23 protein-coding genes are annotated in these 24,455 nt (G+C 68.1%); 8 read left to right on the top strand and 15 right to left on the bottom strand.

All coding sequences use genetic code 11. The features are described from left to right. Nucleotides 1-408 precede the first annotated feature (408 nt). A complete protein-coding gene (locus VF632_RS23925; RefSeq protein ID WP_331025459.1) occupies nt 409-1,464 on the top strand; it encodes a hypothetical protein in 1,056 nt (351 codons plus the stop codon). A 1,022-nt stretch (nt 1,465-2,486) separates the two neighbouring features. On the opposite strand, the gene VF632_RS23920 is transcribed toward VF632_RS23925, so the two are convergent. From VF632_RS23920 to VF632_RS23880, 9 genes are all read right to left on the bottom strand, one after another. Beyond that, on the bottom strand, nt 2,487-4,958 hold the full coding sequence (locus tag VF632_RS23920) for a hypothetical protein (protein ID WP_331025458.1): 2,472 nt from the start codon (nt 4,956-4,958) through the stop codon (nt 2,487-2,489). Nucleotides 4,959-5,217: 259 nt separating this feature from the next. Further along, entirely contained in the window at nt 5,218-6,858 is a 1,641-nt protein-coding gene (gene groL / locus VF632_RS23915) for a chaperonin GroEL (protein ID WP_331025457.1), read from the bottom strand. 71 nt (nt 6,859-6,929) lie between these two features. Next, nucleotides 6,930-7,232, bottom strand: a complete 303-nt coding sequence (gene groES, locus VF632_RS23910) for a co-chaperone GroES (RefSeq protein WP_331025456.1) — start codon at nt 7,230-7,232, stop codon at nt 6,930-6,932. A gap of 212 nt (nt 7,233-7,444) precedes the next feature. Next, nucleotides 7,445-7,684: a hypothetical protein gene (locus VF632_RS23905; RefSeq protein ID WP_331025455.1), complete on the bottom strand. Its 240-nt coding sequence runs from the start codon at nt 7,682-7,684 to the stop codon at nt 7,445-7,447. A gap of 122 nt (nt 7,685-7,806) precedes the next feature. Then, nucleotides 7,807-8,745, bottom strand: a complete 939-nt coding sequence (speB, locus tag VF632_RS23900) for an agmatinase (RefSeq protein ID WP_331025454.1) — start codon at nt 8,743-8,745, stop codon at nt 7,807-7,809. 607 nt (nt 8,746-9,352) lie between these two features. After that, nucleotides 9,353-9,859 (bottom strand): Fur family transcriptional regulator, encoded by a 507-nt coding sequence (locus VF632_RS23895; protein ID WP_331025453.1) that lies wholly within the window; start codon nt 9,857-9,859, stop codon nt 9,353-9,355. Nucleotides 9,860-9,986: 127 nt separating this feature from the next. After that, entirely contained in the window at nt 9,987-10,448 is a 462-nt protein-coding gene (locus VF632_RS23890) for a GNAT family N-acetyltransferase (protein ID WP_331025452.1), read from the bottom strand. Further along, nucleotides 10,445-10,741, bottom strand: a complete 297-nt coding sequence (locus VF632_RS23885) for a hypothetical protein (protein WP_331025451.1) — start codon at nt 10,739-10,741, stop codon at nt 10,445-10,447. Before VF632_RS23885 ends, VF632_RS23890 begins: the two co-directional genes overlap by 4 nt. 152 nt (nt 10,742-10,893) lie before the next feature. Further along, the gene (locus VF632_RS23880; protein WP_331025450.1) at nt 10,894-12,012 is read right to left on the bottom strand and encodes a hypothetical protein; all 1,119 of its coding nucleotides are present in this window, start codon (nt 12,010-12,012) and stop codon (nt 10,894-10,896) included. A 173-nt stretch (nt 12,013-12,185) separates the two neighbouring features. On the opposite strand from VF632_RS23880, the gene speA reads away from it, so the two are divergent. Then, entirely contained in the window at nt 12,186-14,111 is a 1,926-nt protein-coding gene (speA, locus tag VF632_RS23875) for a biosynthetic arginine decarboxylase (protein WP_331025449.1), read from the top strand. A gap of 167 nt (nt 14,112-14,278) precedes the next feature. On the opposite strand, the gene VF632_RS23870 is transcribed toward speA, so the two are convergent. Continuing rightward, nucleotides 14,279-15,601: a S8 family peptidase gene (locus VF632_RS23870; RefSeq protein WP_331025448.1), complete on the bottom strand. Its 1,323-nt coding sequence runs from the start codon at nt 15,599-15,601 to the stop codon at nt 14,279-14,281. A 356-nt stretch (nt 15,602-15,957) separates the two neighbouring features. On the opposite strand from VF632_RS23870, the gene VF632_RS23865 reads away from it, so the two are divergent. Then, nucleotides 15,958-16,170, top strand: a complete 213-nt coding sequence (locus VF632_RS23865; RefSeq protein ID WP_331025447.1) for a hypothetical protein — start codon at nt 15,958-15,960, stop codon at nt 16,168-16,170. Between the two features lie 77 nt (nt 16,171-16,247). On the opposite strand, the gene VF632_RS23860 is transcribed toward VF632_RS23865, so the two are convergent. Continuing rightward, complete coding sequence (locus tag VF632_RS23860; protein WP_331025446.1) at nt 16,248-16,601, bottom strand: hypothetical protein; 354 nt, start codon at nt 16,599-16,601, stop codon at nt 16,248-16,250. A 69-nt stretch (nt 16,602-16,670) separates the two neighbouring features. Then, on the bottom strand, nt 16,671-17,681 hold the full coding sequence (locus tag VF632_RS23855; protein WP_331025445.1) for a bifunctional oligoribonuclease/PAP phosphatase NrnA: 1,011 nt from the start codon (nt 17,679-17,681) through the stop codon (nt 16,671-16,673). Nucleotides 17,682-18,055: 374 nt separating this feature from the next. Here VF632_RS23855 and VF632_RS23850 point away from each other — a divergent pair, with 374 nt between their 5' ends. The 5 genes from VF632_RS23850 to VF632_RS23830 all read left to right on the top strand — a co-directional run bounded on the left by VF632_RS23850 (nt 18,056) and on the right by VF632_RS23830 (nt 22,006). Then, nucleotides 18,056-19,639: an amino acid permease gene (locus VF632_RS23850; protein ID WP_331025444.1), complete on the top strand. Its 1,584-nt coding sequence runs from the start codon at nt 18,056-18,058 to the stop codon at nt 19,637-19,639. Between the two features lie 941 nt (nt 19,640-20,580). Next, nucleotides 20,581-20,964, top strand: coding sequence for a hypothetical protein (locus VF632_RS23845; protein ID WP_331025443.1), 384 nt, complete (start codon nt 20,581-20,583; stop codon nt 20,962-20,964). 3 nt (nt 20,965-20,967) lie between these two features. Further along, nucleotides 20,968-21,225 carry a DUF5985 family protein gene (locus VF632_RS23840; protein WP_331025442.1) on the top strand — a complete coding sequence of 86 codons (258 nt, stop codon included), beginning with the start codon at nt 20,968-20,970 and terminating at the stop codon, nt 21,223-21,225. After that, nucleotides 21,222-21,479: a DUF5985 family protein gene (locus VF632_RS23835; RefSeq protein WP_331025441.1), complete on the top strand. Its 258-nt coding sequence runs from the start codon at nt 21,222-21,224 to the stop codon at nt 21,477-21,479. Before VF632_RS23840 ends, VF632_RS23835 begins: the two co-directional genes overlap by 4 nt. Before the next feature lie 122 nt (nt 21,480-21,601). After that, complete coding sequence (locus tag VF632_RS23830) at nt 21,602-22,006, top strand: response regulator (RefSeq protein ID WP_331025440.1); 405 nt, start codon at nt 21,602-21,604, stop codon at nt 22,004-22,006. A 78-nt stretch (nt 22,007-22,084) separates the two neighbouring features. On the opposite strand, the gene VF632_RS23825 is transcribed toward VF632_RS23830, so the two are convergent. From VF632_RS23825 to VF632_RS23815, 3 genes are read right to left on the bottom strand one after another with little or no spacing between them, the layout of a single operon-like run. Then, the gene (locus VF632_RS23825) at nt 22,085-23,317 is read right to left on the bottom strand and encodes a hypothetical protein (RefSeq protein WP_331025439.1); all 1,233 of its coding nucleotides are present in this window, start codon (nt 23,315-23,317) and stop codon (nt 22,085-22,087) included. Beyond that, complete coding sequence (locus VF632_RS23820) at nt 23,314-23,499, bottom strand: hypothetical protein (protein ID WP_331025438.1); 186 nt, start codon at nt 23,497-23,499, stop codon at nt 23,314-23,316. The genes VF632_RS23825 and VF632_RS23820 overlap by 4 nt, the downstream gene beginning before the upstream one ends. Beyond that, nucleotides 23,486-24,382, bottom strand: coding sequence for a metallophosphoesterase family protein (locus VF632_RS23815; protein ID WP_331025437.1), 897 nt, complete (start codon nt 24,380-24,382; stop codon nt 23,486-23,488). Before VF632_RS23815 ends, VF632_RS23820 begins: the two co-directional genes overlap by 14 nt. Between the last annotated feature and the right edge of the window lie 73 nt (nt 24,383-24,455).

The following is a 24,455-nucleotide window of genomic DNA, read 5'->3' as shown; positions in this document are numbered from 1 at the left end:
CACGGAAGTCAGACTCCAGCGTACGGACAGGGCTGTCTCTTCGCAACTCCGAAGGAGCTGATCCGCTGGCTGCAGATGGCGTGACGGCCTGATTGACTGTCCGCTGGCGAGGCCGGGGTGGGCTCCGTGCGCGGCCTGGAAGCCGTGGAGGCCGATCTCGGGACGTACGTGATGAACTGCTTCTACACCGAGCAGCGCACCTGCACCTGCTGACGGCCGCGGGTCCGGGCGACTGCGCCCGGACCCGCCGGCCACGTCCGAACCCCTGGCGGGCGGGCGCCACCCATCCTCGTCGAACGCGTCAGCCGTTCAGCCGCATCATCCCCCCTCGCGGCCACCTCTTCGGAGAGCGACGGGCCGTACCGCACGCGGCGAAGATCGTCGACTTTTCGGAATTCGCGGCATAGTTTGCTCGTCGCCGAGAACGGCCGGGAGATTTTGTCTTCCGGTGCACCCCACCCCTGGGCGCGCGGCGAATCCCCTGCCCCGCGTCTCACCCTCCATCCTCCGCGGTCTACCACCATGACCGACGTACCTCCGCGCCGCCGCATCATCACCCTCAGCGGCGCGATCCAGACCCTCCTCGTTCTCTGTGGCCTGGGTGCAGCCTGGGTGTATGAGGCCGGCGCCTTCGACCGGGCCGCGAAGGCCGACCTGGCTCGTCGCGGAGCCATCGGGGTCTGGCCGAAGGGCGCCTTCGACGCTGACCTGGCGAAGGCGCTGGATCCGCGTGCGGCCGAGAAGGCCATGAAGGAAGCGGATTCCGTGAGCTACTTCCTCCATCAGCGCGCCCGCGGGCCGGTTCTCGGGCAGGTGTTCCACGTCACCCTGCGGCAGGGTTTTCACCGGTGGCGGCGTCAACTCACGGTCATCTACGACGAGTACCCCGCACCAGAGCGCATCGGGACGAACCACCAGGAGCCGCCCGGGCCGCCGCTGACCCGACAGGCGGCCCTGGCGTTCTATGATTCGTGGCTTGCCCGGGAGCACCAGTGGCGAACGGAAAACGCGAACCGACTGGTGGCGCTCAAGGTCAATCTTCTGCTCCTGGAGGGAACGTACGCGGAACGGGGGATGTGGGGCTGGGTCTTCGACGCCGACTCGGCGGACCTGTATCGCCAGATCAAGGCGTCCATCTACAGGTTCGGCGATGCAGGCATCGAGATGCTGGTCGACTGCCTGGATGACGCAGGTCCCACCACCGCGCGAGTCGTCAAGGACGGGGTGAAGGGAGAGCCGGTGCGGGCGGGTACGCTTTGTTACGACATCCTCAAGGAGCTGGTGCGGTTTGACGATGCTGTCGTGGATAGCGAGTACGTCGTCATCAACGGTGAGCGCTCGTCGGAATGGGTCGGCGACCTGCGTGCGCCCGCGGATGCCGCCCGCCTCGCCGCGGCCGAGGCCGCGTGGAGGGCCCGGATGAAGCGTGGCATCTGGCGCTTCGAACGGCCCAACAGCCACTGATCGCTGAACGAATCGGTCCCCGTCACCCCGGGGTGGCGGGACCGATCCGCTCGCTACTGCAGGCGTGCCACTCCGCGGTCCCGCGCCCACTGCGTCGCCCCGTCGCCCGCCTCGCGCAGGCTGGTGCCGAACTCCAGCACCGCTTCCGCGACGAGCCGATCCATCGCCAGCTCGTCCTCCGGGCGCGTAGCGGGCCAGCTTGATCGACGAGTTGGCCACCGCCTCCAGCGCGCCGAACCGGTCCGTCAGGATCTCCAGGAGCCGCATGGGCGAGGGTGTGTGCTGCTGTTCCATGCCGTACCTCCAAGCTCTTGCCCCTAAGCCGCGGACAGGGCTACTCTATGTGAGCGGGCGGCCTTCGGGTCGTCTGTGGGAGGGGGTTGGCGTCCTGATCTTCGCGGGTCTGACGCCAATCCCCTTGTCTTTTGCCCTGCCATGTCAATAGGGTTTGTCAAGAGGGCTGATGTCAACACTTTTTGACTTGGCTGGAGATGGCGGCGAAGCTCACTTTCGCAGCGGCTACGGATCGACTCACTGACATCGGGCTCTCCCTTGGCGCTGTCGCTGAACGCTTCGGCGTGCGTCGGGAGACGATCAGCCGGTGGAGACGTGAGGGCGGAGGATTTCCGCCGCCGGACAACTGGCCCGAAGTCCTTGCTCAACTCGCCCACGAGCGCGGAGGGGATCTCAACCACTTCGCGCGCGAGTTGCGCGCCGGGAACCTTCGAAACTCGTGAACGTCACACGGTGTGCGAGCTACCGCTCGCCTCCTGCGGGGTGGGAGAAGGCCATCGCTCGCCTGGCGAGGGAACGAGTCCGCGAACTCGACCGGCTGGTGAAGGAACTTGAGAACAATAACTGATCGACACGCATTGTCATAAACGCTCTGCAGCAGGACGAACAACGAACCGGCGGAGAGCCTTTACGGCACTCCGCCGGCCTTTTTCATCGACCGCATCCGTTCCGCCTTGCAGCGCGTTTACCTGAGCAACGGGCGGCCTATCTGCGCCTTATGCACCCGATCACACCGCAGTCCACGTTCCGCCCGACTTGACGTAGCTGGTGCCCGTGGTCCGGTCCGTGACCCGCGTGCCGTTGGGAAAGCCCGCGAGCGTGCCGTTCGCGTCCGGGTGCGTGGCCGGGGCCCGCCAGATCCACACCTCGCCGGGACTGGTGAGCGCACCGGTGCGAACCCAGATCTCCGAGTTTTCGTCGGTGTGGATCGCGGGATCGAAGTTGGCGATAGCGCGGGTCCGGTAGCCAAAGCCAGCGAAGCTGGCCGGCAGCCGCGCCGGCGTGCCCACGATGGTGCCCACCTTGCCTGTCCGGCCGAAGATGAACTGGTGGTCCCCGGTAAAGCGCAGCTCCGACGACAGGTAGAGCATGCCGATCGTGGCGTCGTTCTCGCACTCCACATAGCCGTACGTGGCGGCTGTCTGAGTGGGTTGCGCGATTTCGCCGCTCCCCAGAACCAGGGTACCGATGTTGGCGGAGATGAACCCGTTGGTGAAGTTGTTCCGCCACTCCACCCGGCCGAACTCCACATGGTCCATCGGGGTGCCCACCATGAGCGCTGCGTCGTACCCCTCCGCCGCAAAGCTCTCCGCAGTCAGCCCCGTGACGTTCGTGTTGATGTTCCGTATCGCAAAGAGCATCTGGAGAGCCGACACCTGGCTTCGGCTCCCGTCAGACGCAACCGTGTTGTGATCCGCGGCGGGAACCCGGTACAGCCTGCGGCAGCGGACGCGACCCAGCCGCAGCCGCGTTCCTGCCGGGAACGTCACTCCTAGCACCGCCGGCGTATCCCCGTCCGCCGGCTTCGGCTTACTGCCAATGTAGAGCGCCGCCCCGCCGGTCACGTCGATGTCACCCACCTCCAACCGGTAGATCGTGTCCTTCAGTAGGCTGATCGCGTGGCCGACGTACCACCGGCCTAACGACGGCGACTGGTTCTGAAGCGCGGGCACCCACGTGCTGCGTAGCGACCCCCGGATGCAACCGATGCGCGCCAGCCGTACCACAGGACCATCAGCCCCCTCGTTCTGCCTGTAACCGTGGTCGCAATCCTCCAGGTCTATTACGCCAATCTCGATGAGATGGACGTATTCCCCATTGCGTAGCGAGGTTACCGCGGTCAAACTCCGGCCGATGACGTGCGGCGCACGCCATCGGTACGCGGCAATGGAAGCGCCGCCGGGGCGGAACGTCTGCCCGTCGGCTGCGTTGGGGTCCTGCACGTCGCCGCCGGAGAAGACGGTCCCGGGCTCCACCAGCAGCTCCATCACGTTGGCGTGGGTATCCAGCGCCGCGGTGCTGCGCCCGCCCTGCGCTTCGCCGCCAAAGCGCCAGATCGCCATTCCAAGCTTGTCATGGCCGCCGGAGCCCACCACGTGCCGCCCCGCCCCAGCGTGCAGGTATACCCGTACGTTGCGCCCGCCCGTCACCAACCCGATGGTACCGTCGTCCATGTTTTTGCTGGTGCAGGCGGCTCCCCACAGTTCCACCTGCGTTCCATAGCCGCCGTATACCCTCACGCCGCCGCCGGTGGCTCCTACCGCCCGCGCCTTGATTTCGCTCCAGGCGGGCATCCACACGTCCATGCCGACCGGAATCTTGGGGACGCCTTTCGTTCCCTGGGACTCGAAGGGCGTCCGGGCGAAGGAGAGCGTGAGCGGGCTGGTGAAGGAAACATGGCGAGGCGTGATGAACGCCACCTCCGCCCCATCGCCCACGGGATAGCCTCCTACCTGCGTCTGCGCGCCCGCGGCGTTGTAGATCCCGTCGTAAAGCCACGGGTGCTCGCAATAGATGATGCCGTCGCGAATCCCTTTCACCGCGTTCATCTCACCGATTTGCGTGGCCCCCCGTGTTGCGGTGCGCCGCAGCACGATGAGGTCGCCGGGCTTCAGGTTGTACGCGGTGAGCAATGCGGCGCTCTTCAGGCGGTCGGTCCCGGGCAGAACGTTCTCATCCACCGCGTAGAACGTGGAGGGCATGTCTGAAACCGCGCCGATCCTGGCCAGAACGTTCAGATTATCTGCGACGCTGATCTCGGCCGCGATCTCCAGCCCTGCCGGCGCGATCACTTCCACCCCCGAAAGGTTCAGGCTGCCCTTGGCGATGTGGTTGTACGTGAGCGCAGCCTTGTCGCCCACCGCCCGGGTCAGTGCCCGGGCGCGCTCCGCCCAGGCCAGGAGGCGGTCCGTGTCGGTGGCTGGCTGTCGAGACAGGCGGGCGTCGTCTTCGGGATCATCCAGCACCCAGCGTCCGTCTGTGGTGGGGTTGCCGCTGCCCGGAATCACCACGAACGGCTCCTGATCGCCGGTGGCATTCGGGTCGTAGCGGTACAGCCCGATGCCTTCTACCCAGCACAAATCCGCGCCGGGCGGCACGGACTGCGCTTTCAGCTGGGTTAGATCGGCGACCGAAACGATGGAGGTGTTGTTGTCGATGGAAAGTGCCATGGAGAAGCCTTGGAGCAGGAGAGTCGCCACGGATGCTCTCGTGGCGATGAAGGGAGGTGATGGGACGTACCCGGAAAACCCCGCGGGAGTGCCATCGGGCTTTCGGCTTGGCCGGAGCGGGCGCCCACGGACAAGATGACGCGGCTGCAGGGAGGAGGTGCGGCCGCGAGAAAGGAGCCTGAACGCACCACCGCCCGCAGGGAGATCCCTGCGGGCGGTGGGTACGAAATCCGGAGTTATCCGACAGCACTCCCGGTGAGCGGACCGAAGCCCGTTCACCGGTGCGACATCAGTACATGTCGCCCATGCCACCGCCGCCCGGCATCGACGGGGCGCCGCCGCCCTTGGGCTCGGGCTTCTCGGTGACCACGGCCTCGGTGGTCAGCAGGAGGCCTGCGATGGACGCGGCGTTCTGCAGCGCGGTGCGCGTCACCTTGGTGGGGTCGATCACGCCGGCCTGCACCAGGTCCTCGTACTCGTCGGTACGGGCGTTGTAGCCGTACGACGGGCTCTCGTTGTTGCGCACCTGCGCCACAACGATGCTTCCCTCGACGCCGGCGTTCGTGGCGATCTGGCGGATGGGCTCCTCCAGGGCGCGCTCGATGATGCGCACGCCGATGTTCTCGTCGGCGTCGTCCAGCGTCAGCTTCTTCAGGCTGGCCTGGGCGCGAAGCAGCGCCACGCCGCCGCCGGGAACGATGCCCTCTTCCACCGCCGCGCGGGTGGCGTGAAGGGCGTCCTCCACGCGGGCCTTCTTCTCCTTCATGGCCGTCTCGGTGGCCGCGCCCACGTGGATTACCGCGACGCCGCCGGCCAGCTTGGCCAGCCGCTCCTGCAGCTTCTCGCGGTCGTAGTCCGAGGTGGTCTTGTCCATCGCGTTGCGGATCTCGGCGATGCGGCCCTGGATGGCCTGCGTGTCGCCCGCGCCGTCGATGATGGTGGTGTTGTCCTTGTCGATCACCACGCGCTTGGCACGGCCCAGGTCGCTCACCACCGCGTTCTCGAGCTTGAAGCCCACTTCCTCGGTGATCAGCTGGCCGCCCGTGAGGATGGCGATGTCCTGCAGCATGGCCTTGCGGCGGTCACCGAAGCCCGGCGCCTTGACGGCCGCCACGCGCAGGGTGCCGCGAAGCTTGTTCACCACCAGGGTGGCCAGGGCCTCGGCCTCCACGTCCTCGGCGATGATCATCAGCGGACGGCCCATCTGCGCCACCTTTTCAAGGATGGGCAGAAGGTCCTTCATGGTGCTGACCTTCTTGTCGTGGATCAGGATCAGCGCGTCCTCGAGAACGGCCTCCATGCGGTCCGGGTCGGTCACGAAGTACGGCGACACGTAGCCGCGGTCGAACTGCATGCCCTCGACGGTCTCCAGCGTGGTCTCCAGCCCCTTGGCCTCTTCGACGGTGATCACGCCGTCCTTGCCCACCTTTTCCATCGCGTCGGCGATGAGGTTGCCGATCTCCTCGTCGCTGTTGGCCGAGATGGTGCCCACCTGGGCGATTTCCTTCTTGCCGGCCGTCTCCACCGAGATGCTCTTGAGCTCGGCGATGACGGCGTCGACGGCCTTGTCGATGCCGCGCTTGAGCGACATGGGGTTGGCGCCCGCGGTGACGTTCTTCAGGCCCTCGCGGAAGATGGCCTGGGCCAGCACGGTGGCGGTGGTGGTGCCGTCGCCGGCGAGGTCCGAGGTCTTGGTGGCGACCTCCTTGACCATCTGGGCGCCCATGTTCTCGATGGCGTCGTCCAGCTCGATCTCCTTGGCCACCGTCACACCGTCCTTGGTGATCAGGGGCGAGCCGAACTTGCGGTCGATGACCACGTTGCGGCCCTTGGGGCCGAGCGTGACCTTCACCGCCTCGGCCAGCTTGTCGATGCCGCGCTTCAGCGAGGCGCGCGCATCGGTGTTGAACGTCAGCTCCTTGGCAGCCATCGTTCGTATCCTCTTTTATCTGGGTGGAAAAATTTCAGTCAGTCAGAACGTGCGGCGGTCGCCGGGACGATTCAGCCGACCACCGCGAGGACGTCGGACTCGCGCAGGATCAGGTACTGCTCGTTCTCGACGGTGACCTCGGTGCCGCTGTACTTCCCGTAGAGCACCTTGTCACCCACCTTCAGCTCCATCTCAACGCGCTTGCCGTCCTCCACGCGTCCCGGCCCAACGGCCATGACTTCGCCCTGCTGGGGCTTTTCCTTGGCCGTGTCCGGAATGTACAGACCGCCGCGCATCTGCTCGCTCTCTTCGAGCGCCTTGACGACGACGCGGTCCGCGAGCGGCTTGACCTTGAGATCGGTCGCGGTAGGCATCAGTGACCCTCCGTGGAACGTAGATGTGATTGGTTGCTTTCTGTTAGCACTCGCACTCGGGGAGTGCTAACAGCCCGGGTAACATAACCCGCAGCCGCCCGCTGTCAAGCAGGCGGCAACGGGCCCGGCGCAGTGCATCCACTGTACCTTCTGGATCGTGCCAGAGTGGCGGAACGATTGGTCGGCGTGGCAGTCCCGGGATGCTTTTCCTGTCACTCCGCCGCGGCGCCGATCTCCTTCACAAGGTCATCGTCGGACAGGTCGTCGGCCCAGCCGGCGGGCAGCTCCAGTTCCACGCTCTGCGCGCCGCCGGTGGGAGTGGCGATCACGCGGAAGCGGTCGGTGCCCTCCACGCGCGCCGCCTCACTCTTTCCATCCTCCGACAGCCCCGCGTACGCCTCCACGAGGCTCCACGTGACCCCGTTCCCGTCCGTCACTTCGCGCGGCATCATTGCTCCTGTATCTAAAGAAAACTGCAGCTCACACGGAGGGCACGGAGGACACGGAGGAGGCCGGGGAGCGCCCTCCTTTTCCTCCGTGCCCTCCGTGGACTCCGTGTGAGACCTTCTTTCGCTTAGCCGCGGCGCGTCGCCAGGCTGTGGTACGCGATCATCTTGTACACGAGCTTGGCGACCACGAAGTCCGGCGCCGAGTTGCCACCCATCGGCGCCAGCTCCACCACGTCCACGCCCACGACGTTCTTTTCCTCGAACACCCGGCGCAGAAGCTTCAGCGTGGGGTACCACGGCGGGCCGCCGGGCTCAGGGGTGCCGGTGGCGGGCATCAGCGACGGGTCGAAGTAGTCCACGTCGAAGGTGATGAACACGTCGTCACCCAGGGCATCGAACGCGCGGTCCTGCCACGCGTCGTTGTCCCACATCTCGTCGGCGAAGATGGTGGTGATGCTGCCCTCGCGCTCGCGGATCAGAGCGCGCTCCTCGCTGGTGATGGCGCGGATGCCCACCTGCACCAGGTCCGCGCGGTCGATGCACTGCGCCATCACCGCCGCGTGCGAAAACGCCGAGCCCTCGTACTCCAGCCGCAGGTCGCCGTGCGCGTCGAACTGCAGGATCGACAGGCGGCGCCCCTCGCCCAGGCGGTCCGCATGCGCCAGCACCGGCGCGCTGGTGATGCTGTGCTCGCCCCCCAGCCCGATGACGAGACGATCCCCCGCCTCCGCCAGGATGGCGTCGTAGCACTCGCGCAGCTCGCGGACGGCCGCCTCGGGCCCGGCGCTGGTGAGGTGCAGCGCGGGCAGCGTGCACACGCCCACGTCGGGCCCCGGCTCGCCATCCAGCTCCTGGTCGTACAGCTCGATGAAGCGCGACGCCTGGATGATGGCGTCGGGGCCCAGCTTGGTGCCGCCCTGGTAGCTGACGGTGCTCTCGTACGGAATGGGCACGATGACCACGCCGGCGTTCTGCCAGGTGGCCGCGTCGCCTTCCAGCCCCAGGAAGTTGCGGGGCAGCTCCCAGGGAAGCTCCTGGAGCGCGGCGGGAATCTGGTCGCTCATCTATCCAATCAGGCTCGGCGTTCGTCTCGGGTTCGGACGCCGAAAAGAAGGCACACGCCGGGCCGCGTCAAGCGGAAGGGCGCGTTCACCAAGCCTCGCTGGGGCCCTCACCCGGCCGCGCTGACACGCGTGCCACCCTCTCCCACAAACAGCGTGGGAGAGGGGGTACACACCAGACTTCGGCGCGCCCAAGTCTTTGGTGCACCATAGCCTGTCATCCTGAGGCCCCTGCGCACCGAACTCGCCCGTCCGCCGAGCCTCGCGGGCCGAAGGATCTAGCGGCGGACACGTACAAGCCCGGGCGCGGCAGCGGTCACGGATGCAGAGCACCCCGGCTTTTGTCCGGCGGTTGAAACCGCAGCTGAAACGGCACGAAGTCCGCCTGCGCGGACTGCACCCGCAGGCCCGGCGCGCTGCACGAGCCGGACCGCATCCGCCGTCCGACCGCCGAGGCGGATCGGGGGGTGAGGGCCCGAGTGAGGGCCCCCCGCGGCACCGGCCCACGCTGCACAATCCTCGACCGCACGAACGAAAACCGCCCCGCGAGATCATCTCACGGGGCGGTCCACTTCCGCACTCACGCACTAACGCACTTACGCACTGCCGTTCACAACCGCAGCGCCGGGCACGCCACGCCGTCGTTGCTCAGCTGTACGCCCGCCGCGCGGCAGTCGGCGCACAGGCCGTAGATCTCCAGCCGGTGGCGGACGGCCATGAAGCCGTGCTCGCGCGCCACCTCGTCCTGAATGCGGTGGATCTCGCGGCGCCGGAACTCCACCACCTTGCGACAGTGGGTGCACACCAAGTGCTCGTGCACCGGCTGCCGCCCGAACAGGTGCTCGTACCGCTTGAAGCCGTCGCCAAAGTCGTGATCCTCCACCAGCCCGGCGCGCACCAGGATTTCCATCGTCCGGTAGATCGTCGCCTTGCCGATGCGCTCGCCGCGCTTCTTGAGCTCGGCCTCGATCTCCTCCACCGACAGGTGCTCGGTGCTGCTGAACAGAACGTCGGCCACCACCTCGCGCTGCTGCGTCACCGGCAGCCCCTGCTGGCGCAGGTACCGGCGGAACAGGTGAAGGTGCGGGGCCGTGGCGTTCTTTTCGATCGTGGCCATGAAGGGTCCTCGGGAGCGGGCCGTCGCGCGGGCGTTCTGCCTGGAACGATAATCATTCTTGATAAGTGCGGTCAAGCCGCACCGTGCACTCGCCGGGGAAACGACGCGTTCCGATCAGCGTCCGCCTTCAGCGCCTCTCCCCTCCCCCACCCCTCGCAAGCCAGTCCTGGCTCGACATCTCGTAGCGCGCCTCGCCGTGGTACTCGCCGGCCGGCCGCCAGCCGGCAGCGCGGTAGAACGCCTCTGCCCGGGTGCCCGGATCGGTGCTCAGCCAGACGGAGTCGGCGCCCGAGGCGAAGAACCAGTCCATCATCGTGTCGTGCAGCATCCGCCCGGCCCCGCGGCCCTCGAAATCCGGGTGGACGAACAGCGCCCAGATGTTGCCGCGCGTCCCATCCGCCACCGCAAAGCCCACGATCCGCCCCTCCGCTTCGGCCACCCATCCGCGCCCGTTCTCCGCCAGCAGGCGGCGGTAGTCGTCCGGCTGCACCATCGACGGATCGACCAGGCGTTTCTCACGAACGGCCAGGCGAATGCGGTGCATCTCGCTGATGTCCGTCTCCTCGACGATCCTGATCCGCGGCCTCACCGGCCCGGCTGGGCGACGGTACCAGGAAGGCCGCCCAACTCGCCCAGCAGGTCCTTCCACTTCTCCGCGTCGCCCCCGGTCTCGCGGACGTCCGGGATCTCGGGCTCGTCCAGGCGCCGCAGCACGCCCTCGATGATGCGCCCGACGCGGTCCACCGGCACCGTCCCCTGCTCCGCCACCTCGTCCGCGCGCACCGGGCGGGCGCGGGGCGCGGGCGGCTCCAGCACGTAGCCGATGGTGTAGATCGTCCGCGTCCTCCGCGCCTCGTCCCCCTCCACGAAGACGGAGAGCACCGCCAGCCCGCTCTCGCGCGGCCCCAGCTGCCGGGCGGGAAAGATCCACGCGCCGTCGATCCGCTCCGGGGGGATCGCCTGGGCGACGGCGGAGAGCGCGGCGGCCAGGTGCGGATTGACGGCGCCGGGCGAGGCGCCGCCCGCCGCCGCGCTCAGGCGACGCCCGCGGGAGCCTGGGCGCGCGAGGCGGCTTCCTGCTCCACGTAAAAGCGAAGGACGTGCAGGAAGTCCTGCGCGTTGGTGATCACGCCGAAGGCCTGGTGCGTGCCGCGGTCCTTGAGCTTGCTGACCACGAACTCCGACGAGTCCACGCAGATCGTCGTGAGCGGCCGCACCTCGCCGGTCTCCTCCTTCCACACGTACGACGGCAGCATGTTGCCGGTGGCGATCGAATGCAGCGCCGTGGCGATCATGATGACCCCCGTGCAGCGGCGCGTGTGCTCCTTCATCACCTCCTGGCAGCGGATGGCGTCGGTGATGGTGTCGGGAAGCGGGCCGTCGTCGCGGATGGAGCCGGCCAGCACGTACGGCACTTTCGACGTCACCGCGGCGTGCATCACCCCCTCGCGGATGATCCCCTGCTCCACCGCTGCGGGGATGGAGCCGGCGGCACGGACGCGGTTGATGGCGCGCATGTGGAAGGCGTGGCCGCCCTCCATGGGAATGCCACGGTTGTTCATCCCCAGCGTGGTGCCCATGGTGGCGCTCTCGATGTCGTGCACGGCGACCGCGTTGCCGCCGAACAGCGCGCCCACGTACCCCTCGCGGATGAACCACGCCAGCGTGTCGCGGCCGCGCGAGTGCAGCACCGCCGGGCCTACGACCCAGATGAAGTGGCCGCCGCGCTCGCGCTCGTCCACCAGGATGCGCGCCATCTCGCCGTAGTCCGTCGGCTTTTCGCGGCTGACCTCCGACGACATGAACTTGAACTCGCCCTCGGGCCCCACGTCGCCCTCGGCGCCCATCAGCCCGCTGGCGTGCACGAAGATGCCTTCGCTGCCGTCCTCGGCCAGCCCCATGGCCACCTGCTGCCCGGCGCGGACGTAGCGCGCCTCCAGCACGCGCGGAACGCCGTCGGGGTCCAGCACCAGGGCGCTGTCCATGCGCGGGTCGCGGGGCAGCTTCCACTCGCCGTTCAGGCGGACGTACGTCGGCAGGTTGGTCGTCGAAAAGAAACCTTCCGGAAGCACCCCGTCGGCCGGGGCCGGCGCGAAGGTGGCGTCGGGCGCGCTGGCGAAGCGGGGCTGCGAAAAGTCGGGTGCGTGGTACATCGAAGGGATCTGGGGTCCGGGCGTTTTTTCGGGACGTGTGCTCGCCGGAAAGTATCCGCCGCCCCGCGGGCGCGACAGGGTGGCGGGGGCTGCGCGCGCCGCGGAGAGCGGCACCACTTTCGCGCGGGGGCCATCGGCTCCAAATTCCGTCCCCGCTTTCACCTGAACCGACCATGGCCAGGCGCCCGAGCCCGGAGGCAGAGATCGACAAGAAGTGGAGCATCGAAGATTCCCGCGAGCTGTACAACGTGGAAGGCTGGGGAATCGGCTACTTCGACATCAACGACAAGGGGCACGTTTCCGTGCACCCCACCAAGGACCCGGCCCGCGGCCTGGACCTGTTCGAGCTGGCCACCGACCTGGAGGCCCAGGGCGTCGGGCTGCCGCTGCTGCTGCGCTTTTCCGACATCCTGCGAACGCGCATCGAGAACCTGGGCGAGCGCTTTGCCACGGCCATCCGCGACTTCGACTACCAGGGCGGCTACACCACCGTCTACCCCATCAAGGTGAACCAGCAGCGCCACGTGGTCGAAGAGATCGTGGCGTTCGGCGAGCGGCACGGGGTGGGGCTGGAGGTGGGGAGCAAGCCCGAGCTGCAGGCAGTGCTGGCGCTCACCGAGCGCACGGACCACCTGATCGTCTGCAACGGCTACAAGGACGAAGAGTTCATGCGGCTGGCGCTGATGGGCCAGAAGCTCGGCCACCGCGTGGTGATCGTCATCGAAAAGCCGGGCGAGGTCGACGTGCTCCTGCGCGTGGCCGACGACATGGGCGTGGTGCCCATGGCCGGCGTGCGCATCAAGCTCTCCGCGACGGGCTCCGGGCGCTGGAGCGAGTCGGCCGGCGAGCGCAGCAAGTTCGGGCTGAACGCCTCGCAGCTGATGCGCGTGCTCGACAAGCTGCGCGAGGCGGGGAAGCTGGATGCGCTGAAGCTCATCCACTTTCACCTGGGGTCCCAGATCCAGGACATCCGCAACATCAAGCTGGGGATGACCGAGGTGGCGCGGTACTACGTGGAGCTGCGCCAGATCGGGGTGAACGTGGAGTACGTGGACGTGGGCGGCGGGCTGGGCGTGGACTACGACGGCTCACGTTCCGCCACCTCGGCCAGCGTGAACTACTCCATGCAGGAGTACGCCAACGACATCGTCTACGCCCTGGCCGAGGCGTGCCGCGAGAACGAGGTGCCCATGCCCCACGTGATCTCGGAAAGCGGCCGCGCGCTCACGGCGCACCACGCACTGCTGCTGATCAACGTCATCGACCTGGAAACGCAGAGCCCCGAAGAGCTCGACGAGGTGTCGGAAGACGACCACCTGCTGGTGCAGGAGCTGGCGGGGGTGCTGCGCGAGCTGGACGGCCGCAGCATGAGGGAGGTGTACCACGATGCCTCGTTCATCAAGGAGCAGCTGCAGAACCACTTCAACTCGGGCACGCTCACCCTGCGCGAGCGGGCGATCGGCGAGCGGTACTGGCTGGCGATCATGAACCGCGTGGCGCAGCTGGCGGCGAAGGACCCGGAGGAGTACGAGGACATCCTTCCCGAGCTTCACGGGATGCTGATCGACCGGTACTTCTGCAACTTCTCGCTCTTCCAGTCGCTCCCCGACTCGTGGGCCATCGACCAGCTGTTCCCCATCATGCCCGTGCACCGGCTGAACGAGGAGCCGACGCGCCGGGGAACGCTGCAGGACGTGACGTGCGACTCCGACGGCAAGATCGACCAGTTCGTGGGATGGCGGAAGCCCAAGCCCAGCCTGGAGCTCCACACATTCGGCCACGGGGACCCGTACGTGCTGGGGATCTTTTTGACCGGCGCGTACCAGGAGATCCTGGGCGACCTTCACAACCTGTTCGGCGACACCAACGCCGTGCACGTAAAGCTGACGGACACGGGGTACGAGATCGGCGACCTGGTGCACGGCGACACCATCACCGAGGTGCTGAACTACGTGCAGTTCAACACGCAGGACCTGATCAGCACCTTCCGCCGCAAGATCGCCAACGCCAAGGGCCTCACCCGCGCCGAGGCGAACGCCTTCATCGCCGACTACATCGCGGGGCTGGCGGGGTACACGTACCTCGAGGGCGACGCCTGAGGGAAGTGCGTTAGTGCGTTAGTGCGTTAGTGCGTTAGTGCGTTAGTGCGGAAGTGAAAAAGACGAGGGGCGCCTTCCCGCGCGGGAGGGCGCCCTTCGCGCGTTCACAGAATTTGTGGTGAACCCGGAGAGCCGCGCATCACGCGTGACCCTCCGCACTCACGCACTCACGCACTCACGCACTCTCCCTGCCGTTGGCGCCTGGGCGTGCAGGGCTTCGTCTTCACCGGCTCGGTGGTCGTCGTCACCGGCACCGTCACTCGGCTGTACAGCAGGTGGCTGTTCATGGTGTGGCCACTGTTCAGCGTCACGGGCACGACGATGTTCTGCGTGGCGCTGGCCACCAGCAGGTCGCGCACCTGCTGCGGGGTGGCGCCGGGGGCCTGCTGCAGCACCAGGGCGGCGGCGCCGGCCACGTGCGGGCTGGCCATGGAGGTGCCGCCCAGCACGTCCGTCGCCGTGGAGCTGGTGTTGTACGCCGACGTGATGCCGTCGCCCGGGGCGAAGATGTCGACGCAGGCGCCGTAGTTGGTCCACGAGGTGCGCGTGTCCGCCGCGTTGCTCGCGGCCACGGTGATCGCCTCGGCGACGTTGGCGATGGGGAACATGCAGGCGTCCGCGCCGATGGTGCCGTTGCCCCAGCCGTTACCGGCGGCGACGACCACGGTAATGCCCGACGAGATCATTCCGCGCACCGCGTCGTCGATGGGCGCGCTGGTGCCCAGGGTCTTGGTGGGGATCACGTCGCCCAGCGACATGTTCACCACGGCGGGGAGCGTGGCGTTCGCCGCCACCCAGTCCATCCCCGCGATCACGTCGGCGTCGGAGCCGTAGCCGGCGCAGTTCAGCACGCGCACCGCCACCAGCTTGGCCTGCTTGGCCACGCCGTACGTCTTGCCGCCGACGGTGCCGGCCACGTGCGTGCCGTGGCCCTGGCAGTCGTTGTTCATGTCGCCGATCAGCAGCGGGTCGGTGGGATCGGCGGCGTACGCGTCGAAGCCCGGCACGGCGCGCCCCTCGAACTCCACGTGGTCGAAGCGGATGCCGGTGTCGATGATGTAGGCGGTGACGCCGGCGCCGTCGAAGTCGTAGGTATAGTTGCCGTCCACCGGCCGCGCGCGCTGGTCGATGCGGTCCAGCCCCCACGTGGCGCCGGACTGCGTGGTCGATACCACCCGGTACTGCCGCTGCACGCTGATCTTCAACACGCGGGGATCCAGCGACAGCGCCTTCGCCTTGGCGTCGGGGATGGAGCCCGCGAAGCCGTTCAGCAGGTGCTCGTACACGTAGCGGGGCTTGAGGCCGTACTCCGCGGCCAGCGCGGAGGCGTTGGCGCCCCAGCTCAGCTGTACGACGTAGTGGCCGGGGATGGAGCCGTCGGTCGCCGCCGCCAGCAGCGACGAGGGCTGGAGGTCGGGGGCCAGCGGAGTGTCGGCGCCGTCGCAGGCACCGAGCGCGGCCACGGCAAGGACAAGCAGGGAGCGTCGCATATCGGCTTGAACTCCGGTGTGATGTGGAAGTCTCGATTGCGATCCCTCCAATGCAAGCGCCGGTACGCCCGCGTGGATGGAAGCCAACTCTTTCCGCCACCGTCACTTACGGTTTCGGCGAGGGACAGGAGGGCCACGCCGCCTGCACGATTGTGGTGAGGGGTGAGGATCGCGCTTCACCGAAACGGTGCAGATCACTCTCTCCCTTCTCTCTCTCTTCGGCTCTGCGTCTCTGCGTGAGACCATCTTTTCCAGTAGTCCGCGGGACCTGAAACTTCCGCTGGTGCTCCGCCGTATGCTCCCTTTGAGCGGGACGAGGGCGTGTCCTGCGACCTGAATACGAAAGCGAGGATACCGTGCGTGATCCCGGTTTTGCGGCTCTGCTGAGCTTCTTCATCCCCGGCCTGGGGCAGCTGTACAACGGCGCATGGTTCCGCGCGCTGTTCTGGTTCGTCTTTACCCCCGGCCTGTGGCTGGGAACGGGCGGGCTGTTGGGATGGGTGGCTCACGTGATCGCCGCCATCACCGCCTACAACTACGCCAAGCGCCGCCCGTACCGCGACTTCTAGCGGCCGGACGGCGAGAGTGCGAAAGGGGCGCATCCGGCTGACCGGATGCGCCCCCTTCGCGTTCGTGCGGCGATCGACTACAGCCCCTCCATTCCCCCGCCGCCTCCGCTGAACAGCTCCGGCATCATCGCGGCCGCCATCCCGCCGAGCACCGCGAAGATCGCCAGGAAGATGATCATCAGGAGGATGTACGCGGGGATGGACGCGATCATCACCTTCAGGATGAGCATCACCATCCTGCCGAACGGGATGTCGACGTTCGTGATCACCACCTGCTCGGGGCCGGTCCGCTGCACGCTGGCGTACGAGGCGGCGGCGGCGGGGCCCGGAGGCGGGCCGTGGCGCTGGCCGGGATTCGCCGCGCCGCAGACGGGGCAGACGGGGGCGGAGGGATCCACGGGGGTGCTGCACTGGCGGCAGGGTACGGTCATGGGCGTGTGGCGGAGGGGGTGAAGACGGCGCTCGCACGCGGTTCGCGGAGCGCCGGAAGGGTGGGCCGTTCAGCCGCGGAGGGCGCGGCGGACGGCGTCGATCACGCGGGGGACGAGGGCGGAGGCGGGCTCCGGGACGTTGGCGCCCGCCGCCTTCACGTGCCCGCCCCCGCCGAACTCACGCGCGATGCGGTTGACGTCGGCGGCGCCGTTGGAGCGGAAGGAGATCTTGGTTTCGCCGGGAGCGGTTTCTCGGAAGAGCAGCGCCACCTCCGTTCCCTCCATCGAGCGAACGTGCTCGATCAGCCCGTCGAAGTCCTCGCCCGACACGCCCAGCCGCTGGGTGACCTCGTGGGGCACCACCATCCACCCCACGCCGTCGTCGCTTTCCAGGCTGGCCAGCGCCTCGCGCAGCAGCTCCAGCCGGCGGCGCGGCGCCGTGGCGAACAGGCGGCGGTACACCACCTCGGGGTCGATGCCCAGCGTCATCAGCTCGCCGGCCACCGCCAGCACCCGCGGCGTGGTGTTGCCGAAGCGGAACGAGCCCGTGTCGCTGACCAGCGCCACGTAGGCCCCCAGCGCCGACGCCTGGGGCACGGCGTCGCCCGACAGGGTGATGATGTCGTACACCATCTCGCCCGTGGCGGCGGCGGTGGGGTCCTGCACGGCCACGTCGCCCACCACCTCGCTTCCCGCGGGGTGATGGTCCACCACCAGCGTGCGGTCGCGGGGAATGCGCTGCGCCAGCTTGCCGATGCGTTCCGGCTCGCTGGTGTCGAGCACCAGGAACAGGTCGGCCTCGTCCAGGGCGGCCTCGGCCTCGGGGGTGCCCAGGTCGGCCACCACGTCCTGGCGGTGGAGGACGAAGCGCAGCGAGTCGGGAAAGGGCGTGGGATTCACGATGGTGCAGCGGATTCCCCGCCCTTCCAGCCACGCCGCCAGGGCCGCTTGCGACCCGGCCCCGTCGCCGTCGGCGTGCACGTGCGTGTGAAGCGCCACGCTGCGGGCGCCCAGCAGCGGCTGCAGCAGCCGGCGCAGGGGAAAGGCGCGGGACTCGGGAACGGCCAGCAGCTCTGACATGGAACTCGCGCACGCGGGGTTCGCGGGCGGCGCGGGGCCGCCCCGGAGCGGCACACTAACGCGCGCGGGGGCGGGGGCGCAATGCGGACGTAACAGCGGGCGCGCGTCCGCGCCGCGCCGGAACGCGACGATTTTGGGAGGGGCTTTGAACGAATGCTTGACCGGAGCCGCACGGCGCTTACATTCATGCGCTTCAGCATCATCAACGCTGGATCGCGATTTCCCCCGACTCCGGGAGAACCCCCGCCCGCCCAGGGGCGGAGCACACACGGCCGAGCGCGGCCCATGGCCGCTGGAAGCACGCGCCCGCCCGGCGCGGTACATCACACTCCACCCCCCGCGGCGGACCGGAGTCCGCCCACACCGGAGCAGTCATGAGTCTTTTCGCCCGCAAGAACATCGACGAGCTGCAGGCGGACGCCTTTTCCGAAGGCGAGCACAGCCTGAAACGCGAGCTCGGCCCGCTGAACCTGGTGTCGCTGGGCATCGGCGCCATCATCGGAACCGGTATCTTCGTGCTCACGGGCACGGCGGCGGCGCAGCACGCGGGACCGGCCATCGTGCTGGCGTTCGTGTTCGCCGGCATCGCCTGCGTCTTCGCCGGCCTCTGCTACGCCGAGTTCGCGTCCATGATCCCCATCGCGGGCTCCGCGTACACGTACGGCTACGCCACGCTGGGCGAGCTGATCGCGTGGATCATCGGGTGGGACCTGATCCTGGAGTACCTGTTCGGCGCGGCGACGGTGGCAGCGGGCTGGTCGGGGTACGTGAACTCGTTCCTCAAGGACCTGGGCGTCATCCTTCCGCCCTACCTGACCAACCCGGCCGGCGAGCTGGTGCAGGCCCCGGGCTCCGACACCTGGGTGCGCAAGACCGAGGAGCTCACCCAGTCTCTGGCGGCGCAGGGCGTCAGCATCGACAGCCTTCCGCAGGCGAACGGCGGCTTCAACGTGATCGCGGCGCTCGGCATCTTCGCCGTAACGGTGCTGCTGGTGACGGGCATCAAGGAGTCGGCGCGCTTCAACAACGTCGCGGTGGCCATCAAGCTGGCCGTCGTGGCGGCGTTCATCCTGGCAGGCGGGTACTACGTCCTCACGCACTGGGGACAGTCGATGGACCACTGGACGCCGTTCATCCCGCAGGCCACCGGTCCGGGGGCGTTCGGCTTCAACGGCATCATCGCGGCGGGCGGCGTGATCTTCTTCGCCTACATCGGCTTCGACGCGGTGTCGACGACGGCGCAGGAAGCCAAGAACCCGCAGCGCGACATGCCCATCGGCATCCTGGGCTCGCTGATCATCTGCACCATCCTGTACATCCTGGTGTCGGGCATCATGACGGGCATCGTGGAGTACCCGCGCCTGAACGTGGGCGAGCCCATCGCGGTGGCCATCGACGCCACGGGCTACACCTGGCTGGCCCCGTGGATCAAGGTGGGCGCCATCGCCGGTCTTTCGTCGGTGATGCTGGTGATGCTCATGAGCCAGCCCCGCATCTTCTACACGATGTCGCGCGACGGCCTGCTTCCGCCGATTTTCAGCCGCCTGCACCCGCGCTTCCGCACGCCGCACATCAGCAGCGCGCTGGTGGGCCTGGTCTGCGCGTTCCTGGCGGGCTACTACGACGTTTCGGAGCTGGGGCACCTGGTGTCCATCGGCACGCTGCTGGCCTTCAGCATCGTGTGCGCGGGCGTGTGGTACCTGCGCGTGAAGGAGCCGAACCGTCCGCGTCCGTTCAAGACGCCGTTCGTGCCGCTGTTCCCCATCCTGGGCATCCTGTCGTGCGTGTACCTGATGACGGGGCTGCCGCGCGTTGCGTGGGAGCGGCTGTTCCTGTGGCTGGCGATCGGCCTGGCGATCTACTTCCTGTACGGCCGGCGGCACAGCGTGGTGCAGCGCACGCACCACCAGGCGCACGTCGACACGCCTCCGCGTCCGACGTACACGGACGAGAAGTAGAACCGTCCTCGCCGAATCGTGGATGGAAGACCGCCCCTCCCCCGGACTCCGGGGGAGGGGCGGATTTCTTGTTTCCGGGGGAGGCCCCTCCCGCGGGCCCTCCGCGCACGATAGTGCTGTGCGGAGAGGAGAGAACTTCGGGGCGAAGGAGGCTGGGTTTGGCGCATGCCGCGGCCGCCCCCCATCCCCAACCCTTCCCCCGCAAACAGCGCGGGGGAAGGGAGCCAGTCCGGTGCGCCACCCCACCTCAGTGCGGCCCCACAGCGCTGTCATCCTGAGTCTTTCACCGTCCTCCGGCCGACCCTGAGGGATGAAAAGGGCTCGCGGGCGCCGTTTATGATTTGGACGAACTGGACTTTTTCTATTCAGGCCCAAGCGCGCCAAACCTGCCCGTAGCACACCCGCATCTTGCATGCGCCACTTCTCACCTTGGACGCGACAGCGGTACGGACGCCGGAATCGCCTCGCTCCGCGTCGGCGCGGCGCGCGAAGGCTGGCGAAGCTCGGTGTGCTTCGGCAGCTCCCGCGCAGTCTCAGGCTGCCCTCTCTCCCCCCGCAAGCGGGGAAAAGGGAGAATTCGATTGCGCTTCGGCTGGCTTGGCGCGCTCGATTCTGGGGTGTACCCCCCTCCCACGCTGTTTGTGGGAGAGGGTGGCACGCGTGTCAGCGCGGCCGGGTGAGGGCCCCACGGCAGCCGAGGCCCCGGCTTCGGTGACCGCTGCTGCGTGGTGCCTCACGTGCATGCCGCACCTGAGCTTCGGGATTCGCGGTTCGGCGGCGAGGCCGGCGCGCGACCAGACGAGCCGTTGCGCTGGCGCAGGGAGAACGATAGTCTGCGCTCCCGGACGTGGAGCGCGTACGTCGCCGTTCTTCCGTTCTCGACCGGGTCGGCAGCGCCATCGCGGTGCCCTCGACCCGTTTCCCGCTACCTGCCGGAGAGGATGAGCGAGGCGATCCCGGACGTCGTAAGGGCGTTCATCGCACACAACATCGAGTCCGCGGAGCTTCTGGAAACGCTTCTGCTGATCCACTCGCAGCCTGAACAGGACTGGTCCCCGGAAGACGTCGCCCGGTCCATCTACACCGTGCCGGCGGGTGCCACCCGACGGCTGGAGCAGCTGGTGGGGATCGGCCTCGCCACGTCCAACGGCGGCGGCACTCCCGTGTATCGCTACCATCCGTCCAGTCCCCGCCTGCGCGACGAGGTGAATGCGCTGGCCGCCGCCTACCGCCAAAACCGCGTGGCGGTCATCAACCTGATCTACAACCAGCCCCCGGACCCCGTGCGCTCGTTCGCCGACGCCTTCAAGCTCAGGAAGGGCTGACCGATGGCGACACTCGTATACGCCCTCTGCGCGCTCACCAGCCTTGCCTGTGCCGTCCTGCTGCTGCGCGGCTACGCCCGCAACCGGGTGCGGCTGCTGCTGTGGTCGGGGCTGTGCTTCACGGGGCTTGCCTTGAACAACATCATCCTGCTCGTCGACATGCGGGTGGTGCCCGACATCGACCTTTCCGTCTGGCGCACGCTTCCGGCGCTGGCGGGAATCGTCATCCTACTTTACGGCCTGGTATGGGAGACGCGTTGAGCCAGCTCATCTCGGGCGCGCTGGTGATGGGGTACTTCGTCGCCGGCCTGTACTTCCTGCGGTTCTGGCGCGACACCCGCGACCGCCTGTTCGGAATCTTTGCCGCGGCGTTCTGGCTGCTCGCCGCGCAGCGGGCCGCGCTGGCACTCGCCGCCGATCCCAACGGCGAGCAGGTGCTGCTGTACTCCGTGCGCCTGCTGGCGTTCGTGCTGATCCTGGCCGCGATCATCGACAAGAACCGGGGCGGCGACTGACCCACGGAGGCGAAAAACGGCGCTGAAGGAATCAACCCTACAAATACATTGTACAATCCGGAAGCCGCGACTAGATTGCTGTTTCCACCCCCCATCCGGAAGCCCGCCCGCGGAAGTGGCCCATGCCGCCCGTTACCATCCTCATCGTCGACGACGACCCCGACCACCAGACCGTCTGCGGCGTGCTGCTTCAGCACGCGGGCTACCGTGTGCTCCAGGCCCGTGACGGCGTCGAGGGTGTGCGGATGGCGCGCGACTCCCGCCCCGACGTGGTGCTGATGGACATGCGGATGCCGCGCATGGACGGCATCGCCGCGCGCCGGGAGCTGGCGGCGCTTCCGGAAACGTCCGGCATCCCCGTGGTCGCCCTTACCGCCGACGTCCTGAAGTGGCCCGAGGCGCGCGTCCTGGAAGAAGGCTTCAGCGCGCTGCTTCCCAAGCCATGCAACCTGCACCGCATCCTTACCGTGGTGCGCCGGTTGGCACCCGCCCCTTCGTCCCAGGGCGAACTGGTGGCCGCCGGCTGAGCCGGGTGGAGCAACAACGAGAGCGGGCCCGGAGGATCTTTCCTCCGGGCCCGCTGCGTTTCGTGGATGACGACGATCTCAGGGAGCGCCGCGAATCTCCGCCCCGCCCAGTTGCAGGCCGCGCACCGGGAGGCCTTCGGGGAGCATCCGCTCGATGGTGGAGATTCGGACGGGCTCCGCCTTCAGGTCCACGTCCATGAAGCGCAGGGTGTCGCCCACCTGCATGCCGAAGCTGCCCGCGATGTGCGTGCCCGGCGCGCGCACGTCGGCGTTGCGCGCCAGGAACATGGTGCCGCCCGGCCGCGACTCGATGCGCAGCGACAGCCGCCCGGACGCGTCTTCGGGAAAGCGCTTGTACAGCCAGCGCAGGTCGCCGAAATCCACCGAATCGGTGCGGAACGCCACGTCGTACATGGGCGCCTCGGCGGGGTTGAACCACCGGGGGAAGCTGTCCGTGCGAACCACCCCCGAGGTGGCGAGCAGCGAGTTGCGCAGCCGCACGATGGGGACGTCGAATTCGATGTGCCCCTTGAGCAGCGCGATGGTCCCCTGACTGTGGTGCAGCTGCACCGGCTGCCGGAAGATTTGCGCTTCCGTGCGCAGCGAATCGACGTGGATGCGCGAGCCGGAGCGCGTTCCCGGCGCGAAGCGGACGCGGGAAAGGCGGCCGTTCATCCGCCGGAAGTTCATGGTGCGGATGTACCCGCCCCCCACGCGGTTCACCAGGACCACCGAGGTGTCGGAGAGCGCCGCCGCGATCTCGGCCTGCTGGGCGCGCGTGGAAAGGGTGGAGTCGGGCTTCCACACGTTCTGCACCCGCACCACGCCATCGATCATCCGCAGCGTGTCGAGCAGCGTGATGCGCTCCACGCGCTTCGTCGTGTCGCTGCGGGTGGGATCGGCGGCGAAGATCGCCTGGTAGTTCCACAGCGAGTCGCCGGGCAGCTTGAACACGTACACCTCGGGCTCGTACAGGGTGGCCCGGGTGATGTGGATGCGCGGCGAGAGCAGCGTCTTGACGTCGTAGTCCAGGTAGGCGCTGTCGGCCAGGATGAAGGCGCGGCCCTGCCGGTCCTTGAGCGATACGCCGTACAGCTTGGCGCCCTCGAACAGGTTGCCGTCGATCCGGGCGACGTTCAGCTGTCCGCCGTTCAGCCCTTTGCCCAGCGCGCGCAGGGTGCGCTGCAGCACGAACTCGTGCCCGGTCTGGGTGCGCGCGACGATGTTCAGCACCAGCACGGCGAGCGCCACGCCCAGCAGCACCCCGCCCAGACCCCAGGTGAGCAGGCGAACGGCCCGGTTCCTCTTCATCCCCCGGCCTCCGGTACGGGTGCCGGGGAGGGCACGGAGGCGCCGTCCACCCGTTCGCGCGCCAGGAAGATCCGCGCAACGTACCACGCCGCCGCGCCGATGCCCGCGGCCACGCCGGCCGCCATTCCCACGGCCTTCATCTCTTCGCCGCGCGACAGGCGGCGGCGCTCATACCGCGGCATCGCGCACCTCCTTGCGGTCGTCCATCCACAGCGCCTTCGTCACCTCGCCCTCGTCGTCCAGCGGCGGCCGGCCGCGGCGGTAGAACAGGTGGCGGCTGGTGGGCAGAAAGTCGCCCGCATCGTCGAAGTACATGTAGTGCGTGATGCGGATGTGCTTGTCATCCAGCTTCAGCACGTTCAGCGAGTTCTTTTCCCGCTCGCGCGCACGCCCGCGCCGCGAGGTGGTGGTGCCGCTCTGCGCGATGACGATGCCGTGCTCGCGGTCCGCCCCGGCGTACACGTCGAGCGAGTTGCCGAGGTAGGCGCGGTGCAGGTGGCCGCCCAGGATCAGGTCAACGCGCATGGCCGTGAACGCGTCGAGCGCGCGCCTGGCCTGGGGCATGGCATCGGCGCCCTCCCAGTCTGGCGGCGGCGCGAAGTTGTGATGGGCCACCACGATGCGGTACGTCTCGTCGGCGATTCCCTGGAACGCCTCGCGCGCAAAGTCGATCTGCCACTGGTGGATGCGGCCGTTGACCGTGGCCTTGAGCGGCGCGGTGGAGTTGATGGCGACGATGCGCGCGCCCGGGATGTCGGTAACGGTGTCCAGCTCCGGCAGGATGTGCTTGCGGTAGTAGCGATACGGGTCCAGCACCCGCTCGGCGATCCGCATCAGCGGCACGTCGTGGTTCCCCGGCGTGACGATCAGGGGAACGCTGGGCAGCGTGTTCAGGAACGCGCGCGCCTCGGCGAACTGCTCTTCGGTGGCGCGCTGGGTGAAATCGCCCGACGCTACGATGCAATCGGCCTGCAGCCGGTGCGCGAATGCATGCAGCGCCCGCGCTACCTCGGGGTAGTGCGGCGGGCCGAAGTGAAGGTCCGAGACGTGAAGAAGCGAGATCAAGCCGGCCCTGGAGTGACTTTCGTGACGTGGTGACTTCCCCGACCTCCGGTGCTTTCCTTCACTCCCCGTGCCA

The sequence above is a fragment of the Longimicrobium sp. genome (assembly GCF_036388275.1).
Lineage (GTDB): Bacteria > Gemmatimonadota > Gemmatimonadetes > Longimicrobiales > Longimicrobiaceae > Longimicrobium.
This window is presented reverse-complemented; position numbering and strand designations above follow the sequence as displayed.